The sequence below is a fragment of the Acinetobacter lwoffii genome (genome assembly GCF_024129435.1).
Classification (GTDB): Bacteria; Pseudomonadota; Gammaproteobacteria; order Pseudomonadales; family Moraxellaceae; genus Acinetobacter; species Acinetobacter lwoffii_F.
On sequence record NZ_JAMXXN010000053.1, the window covers coordinates 1 to 5,301 of the forward strand.

Genomic DNA, 5,301 nt, shown 5'->3' on the forward strand with positions numbered 1-5,301 from the left:
AGCCCGCTTGAATTTCAATTCATAGGGCCTTATGCTTGAGTGGTTTTCTATATCCCGAAATCTGAATCATGACAAAAGCTGCTGAAACTCTTGAAAAGAAAATCGAAGCCCAGTTAGAGAAGCTCAAACAGTTAAAGGCTCGTAAACAGGCTATCGAAGCTAGAGAAAAATCGAAACAGAAAGAGCAGGAAAGAAAGGACGATACTCGGCGTAAAATTTTGCTTGGTTCTTACTTAATTAAAAAGATGCAAAGTAATGAAGCCAACAAAGAAAAAATACTCGCTGAACTCAACGAGTATTTAACAGAAGATCGAGATAGACAGCTTTTTAACCTTTAAAATCTGTTTCAGTCCGTAAAGCTTTAAATATACGTTTTGCCGTTTCTTCTCGGACTGATTTTGGATCTCTTAAGATATTAGAAATCCATATTGCAAATGCTTGATAATCTTTTGCTCCAGCCAGATCACTAATACTACTTACTTTTGACAAAATAGAACTGTACATATTGATTTGATTATCAGACAAGCTACGAAACATATCTACCGTGTTTTGATCTCGTTCAGGCACTATCAATTTGGGGGTGGGCTTTTCTCTTACCGTAAACTTAAAGCCGACCACAGAACGCCCTTTTTTAACATTCTCATAGGTTAGGTCAATATCAGTATTGGCTGTGATCTCTTCTAGTGATGGATTGATGACACGTTTTTTAAGGTTACTTAGATCATGATAAGACTCAGGTAAGCCAAATTCAGTTCTTATTTTTTCTAAAGATATTTCAAATTTTCCCATAGCCTGATGCTTTTTAGCTAAATGATAAAAATCGAATGAATAATCTTTTCTTAGGCTGAGTACGATGTCTTTTTTGTACTTCGTATATGGATTTAATTTATCAAACTCCTTAAGCATTAAAAGTACTTCGTCAGGAAAGCAAATAGACACGGAACCCTCTTCATATCGGGCACGAATAACCCAATTACAGTACGTCTTTCGCCCCTTCTCATCCAAATAACAAAAATAACGCTTAATCAGAGATTTACTTGCTTCTTCAAGTGACTTATATGCTGAATGGGTTTTTATATTACATTCTTGAGCAAAGCTTTCAGCTGTAATAGTTATGGAGTCCTTTTCAGTAGCATTGCTAGTTCTAGCAACTGGACTGGCAAGAATTAATAGGCGTTTTTCATCAATACTCATACTTTTAAAACATTCTTGGATACTGTTTTGCATTACTACCCAAGATGGAGGGTATGTCTTTTTATTTTGTTCAATCATAAATTAACCACAATACATTTAAGTACTTTGAATATAAAGTACCTTTAAGTTACCATTTTGATCATAAAATAACTATTATTTTTGTACTTTTTTAAAAAAAGTACAACATTTTCAATGTACCATATTGTCCTCTAAAAGTACTTTTTAAGTCCTCTAAAAGTACTTTTTTAAGTGCGTTTTGTCCTCTAAAAGTACTTAGTTGTCCTCTAAAAGTACTTTTTTAAAGTCTGAAAGACTTGCTGTGTATGGCCTAGAAGGGTGTCTAAAAGCTTTTAAAAGCTTTTTAAAAGATAAAAAGAGAAAATATATAAAATAAAACAGCCCTATGCCCTCGCTAAAGCTCGGACGTTTTAACCTCGCTAAAGCTCGGTTGAAGGGGCTGTTTTTTTCAAATAAGAGTTGAGAATTTAATAAAAAAGAAACTATGCCTTCGCTACGCTCAGTAAGCTTTATGCTCGCTTCGCTCGTCTAGAATTTAGATAATACAGTTCGCACCCATTCGGGATGCTCTGTATCTTCCGTTATTAAGCAAAGGGGAGATTGTAATCAGGGAAAAGGCAGGGGAAAAATTTTAATGCTAGGTAATCGCTCGTAGACACTCGCTCGGTTCTTACTGGATAGAATCTAATAATTAAAATATCTAATCAAAACCGTGGAACAACGATCAAATAGTAATCGTGGAACATAAAAAATAGAAAAGTTGCCGCCCTGTTGCTCTATGATTCAAGGCGGCAATCTCTAATATAATGATCTTGAAGAGAAAAACAGTTGTATTTCGTATAAGGTGTATTATGTTAATTTTAGAAAATCTTTCTAATCCAAATTTAGTTTTCTGTTAAGTTCTATAATGAGGATCTAAGCGTAATACTGTATTCACATCATATTCAGCATCAAAAAAATCACAAATTTTTGACACCTTACCTTTACTTAATAATTTCTTATCTAGATAAATAATCAATTTATTTTTGTTGATATCAAAAATAACTCTTCCCCTTGGAACTTCATCATATTCCATATACCGTAATTCAGAGATATCTGCTTTGATTATCTCCCAATATTCCATATGTGTATATTTACTATCAATTAACCCAATAGAATCCTTTTCATTAGAATTAAATTCATGAGCAATGCCTATAATTCTATCGCTATAAAACCAAAAAATACCTATCTTCATTTTTGATCCTACCCCTAAATTAAAACAGCCAATTAGTTCTAATTGGCTGTTTTATATAATTAATTATTCAAGTTATTGTAAATAATCTGACCATCTTTTTTATTAATTTTAGACAGTGTCTTTAAAAATACTGGAGTTCTACTACAAATGTCTCGAATATCTTTTGCTTTTAAAGGCGTATCTAGTAGTTGATAGTCCTCTAGCACTTGATAGTAGCAATTTTCTGGTACACCATCATGCTCAATTTTTATGGTTTGACCTGATGCTATACCGTAGCCTGAAATCCCTTTTCCGTTAGCATATAAAAATACAACATCTCCTTTTTTAATTCGTTCTATTTGTTGTTTATATCCATCATCAAATGCAGCCGCATATCCATTATTAATCATGAAATAATGATCATCTATTGAATACCGTTTACAAGTATTTAAAAGAAAATAATTATGATTAATAGCAATATTTTCTTGATTAGTTATAGAGCTATTTTCATCCTCATCAATCTCATTTTCTTGTTGTTCCAAAAGCTTTTTTTCTTCAGCTTTATAGTTATCTATTGCATCAGATAATAGATCAAGAATTACTTCTTGCTTAGTTGAATCAAAAAATACAGCTAAGTCTGAAATTATTTCATCCATAACTTGAGGAATTTTTATTGATGTTGAAATCATTTTTGTTTCCGTAGCTTGTTTATTGTGAAGTTTTTTTATGAGACTCATGATTATCACCTTTTAAAAGTTAAAAACAATTTAATAGATTTACAAAACAAAGTCAATAACTTTAAAATTTAAAGTTAAAATAAAGTTTATATTTTATTTAACATAATGGCTGTTATACGAAATTTGATTGATTTTTACTAAAACACTATTTGAAAATATAAAAAAAAGCCCAGTCATGGAATACTGGGTTATGGAAACTCAAATAAGGATTTATATTTTATAAAGTATTTAAAAAACCATAAAAAAACTATGGTTTTTTTTGTATAAACTTGCTTGTTGTCTCTACTTCATTGAATACTTCAAATTTTTTCCGATCATTATCGAGTTTAACAACGAGAGCTAAAATAAAAATCATTATTATAAAAGCTAGGAAAATCAAATACATTCTCATTATTAAGTCCACTATTAGTGCTATAAAGTATGCTTCCTTATGACAAATAGATAGGACATAAAAAATGAAAAGTAAAGCTCGACACTTTGAAATATGGCTTTTGCCATGTTTCAAAGTCGAGCCACTTTGCGACATCCGGTATTGATAAGATTAAGAGAAGAACCGAGCAAAGTACTTACCAGTAATTATTTAGGATCAATCACACAGTAATCTTTATTCGTTCCGTGACAGTCATTTTTCATGATCCGTACACAAGCTCTACCATTACAATTTTTAATATCTAGGTTGTAACTCTGTTCTAACCAAGCTGCTTCTGCTCGACGCTGCTGGATTTCATCAAAACTTGGAATAAATAAAAATATAAAAGACAGGAAAACTAATACCAGACTAAGGAAAATTGCACACAACAAGGCAATAAATCTGTAGTTCAATTTATCGGTGGCTTTATCTAACTCCTGAATACGACCTTGAAGGGCGCGTGTAGCTTCCTGATTTGCGTTATTTAGGGTCTTTTTGCTCTGTTCTAGTACCCCACTAGCTACCTTGTTGTAAAACGTCTCTAATCGCTTGTTATCATCTGCTATGGCTTCCCTGTATTCCTTCATGGAGGCTAATAAAATATATAACTGGTCGTCTAAATCGTTTTGATTGCTCATAGGGAAGGCCCATTTCTATTCATGCTTTTGCGTTGTTTCAGCTTCATCGCTTGTTCTTGCTGTAGCTTTAACTGCTTTTTATGTTCTAGTTCTAGGCGTTTAGCTTCCTGATCTTTCTTCCATTGCTCAAAGCCTTTTTCAACACGGTTGAAACCCTGTTCTAAGGTCTGTTCCTTGTGCTGTTGTTTGTATTGGAGCTGTTGACTGTTCTGCTGTTTGATCGTGTCGTTGAAACGGCTAATTTCAGTATCTATGCCCTTTCTGCGCATCTGGGTGACTTTACTGCCTTCATGTATGGTGGCTTGTATCTGATTACCTTGATCGGCATAGCTGCGGTGGTCGATTCTTTCCCGATACCCTGCATATTCCAGAGCATGATTGGCTAAGTTTGCCCAGGTGGCTCGAATCTGTTTAATTTCTTCCTGGCTTGTTCCCATGCCTAAGCTTTTTCTTTTGGTGTTACTTAACTCAATTTCCGATTTTTGAGTGAGGACCAGTTTATTTTCAGTATCTAATTCTGCTTTGCGAGTTGTCAGTAAGATATGTGCATGATGGTTTTTATCATCTCCACCTTTGCTAGGTGCATGAATCGCTAAATCTGCAACCACCCCATAACGGTCTACTAAAGATTGAGCAAACTCTCTTGCTAGTTCTTTTCGCTGTTCTTCATCCAGCTCGTCCGGTAGAGCAATCACCCATTCACGTGCGGTTCGGGCATCTTTCCGATTTTCTGATTTTTCCGCCAAATTCCAAACTTTGCTTCGGTCTAATTCAGTATCCAAGTTAGAAAGAATCTCTGTATACACCACACCTTCTTTTCTCGTGAAGTCGTGCGTTAACCCTGTCCGTTCATCTGTCAATTTTTCTCCTGCACGATAGGCCATAGATGCTACCGCAGTTCGTCCCGAACTTCGGTTAACGGTCTTAGTCGTACAGTGATAAATTGCCATGCCTTAGCCTTGTGATGGTTTTGCTTTTGCTTTTAAAAAATTGCGTAGCAATTTTTTGGGGTTAAGGGGTATCCCCTTACGCAAACTTTGACTTGGATGAAATCCAAGTCGTAAGTGCGCATTTCATGAAAAACACGATAGC

General features: G+C 34.3%; 6 protein-coding genes. 1 reads left to right on the forward strand and 5 read right to left on the reverse strand.

Annotation, left to right across the window (positions count from 1 at the left end; translation table 11 throughout):
• Positions 1-68 precede the first annotated feature (68 nt).
• On the forward strand, positions 69-338 hold the full coding sequence (locus tag NI455_RS15060) for a DUF8583 domain-containing protein (protein WP_038346864.1): 270 nt from the start codon (positions 69-71) through the stop codon (positions 336-338).
• Here the strand turns inward: NI455_RS15060 and NI455_RS15065 are convergent.
• From NI455_RS15065 to mobQ, 5 genes are all read right to left on the reverse strand, one after another.
• Positions 328-1,269 carry a replication initiation protein gene (locus tag NI455_RS15065; protein WP_373683723.1) on the reverse strand — a complete coding sequence of 314 codons (942 nt, stop codon included), beginning with the start codon at positions 1,267-1,269 and terminating at the stop codon, positions 328-330. The genes NI455_RS15060 and NI455_RS15065 overlap by 11 nt on opposite strands.
• An 838-nt stretch (positions 1,270-2,107) precedes the next feature.
• A complete protein-coding gene (locus tag NI455_RS15070; RefSeq protein ID WP_253114853.1) occupies positions 2,108-2,446 on the reverse strand; it encodes a hypothetical protein in 339 nt (112 codons plus the stop codon).
• A gap of 59 nt (positions 2,447-2,505) precedes the next feature.
• Positions 2,506-3,162 carry a hypothetical protein gene (locus tag NI455_RS15075; protein ID WP_060875705.1) on the reverse strand — a complete coding sequence of 219 codons (657 nt, stop codon included), beginning with the start codon at positions 3,160-3,162 and terminating at the stop codon, positions 2,506-2,508.
• 576 nt (positions 3,163-3,738) lie between these two features.
• Positions 3,739-4,209, reverse strand: coding sequence for a hypothetical protein (locus tag NI455_RS15080; protein ID WP_065995588.1), 471 nt, complete (start codon positions 4,207-4,209; stop codon positions 3,739-3,741).
• A complete protein-coding gene (gene mobQ / locus NI455_RS15085) occupies positions 4,206-5,159 on the reverse strand; it encodes a MobQ family relaxase (protein WP_253114855.1) in 954 nt (317 codons plus the stop codon). Before mobQ ends, NI455_RS15080 begins: the two co-directional genes overlap by 4 nt.
• Positions 5,160-5,301 lie beyond the last annotated feature (142 nt).

Bases quoted from the DNA above. Each gene is read 5' to 3' on its own strand.
- NI455_RS15060 (WP_038346864.1), top strand. From the start codon at position 69: ATGACAAAAGCTGCTGAAACTCTTGAAAAGAAAATCGAAGCCCAGTTA.
- NI455_RS15070 (WP_253114853.1), bottom strand. From the start codon at position 2,446: ATGAAGATAGGTATTTTTTGGTTTTATAGCGATAGAATTATAGGCATT.
- NI455_RS15075 (WP_060875705.1), bottom strand. From the start codon at position 3,162: ATGAGTCTCATAAAAAAACTTCACAATAAACAAGCTACGGAAACAAAA.
- NI455_RS15080 (WP_065995588.1), bottom strand. From the start codon at position 4,209: ATGAGCAATCAAAACGATTTAGACGACCAGTTATATATTTTATTAGCC.
- mobQ (WP_253114855.1), bottom strand. From the start codon at position 5,159: ATGGCAATTTATCACTGTACGACTAAGACCGTTAACCGAAGTTCGGGA.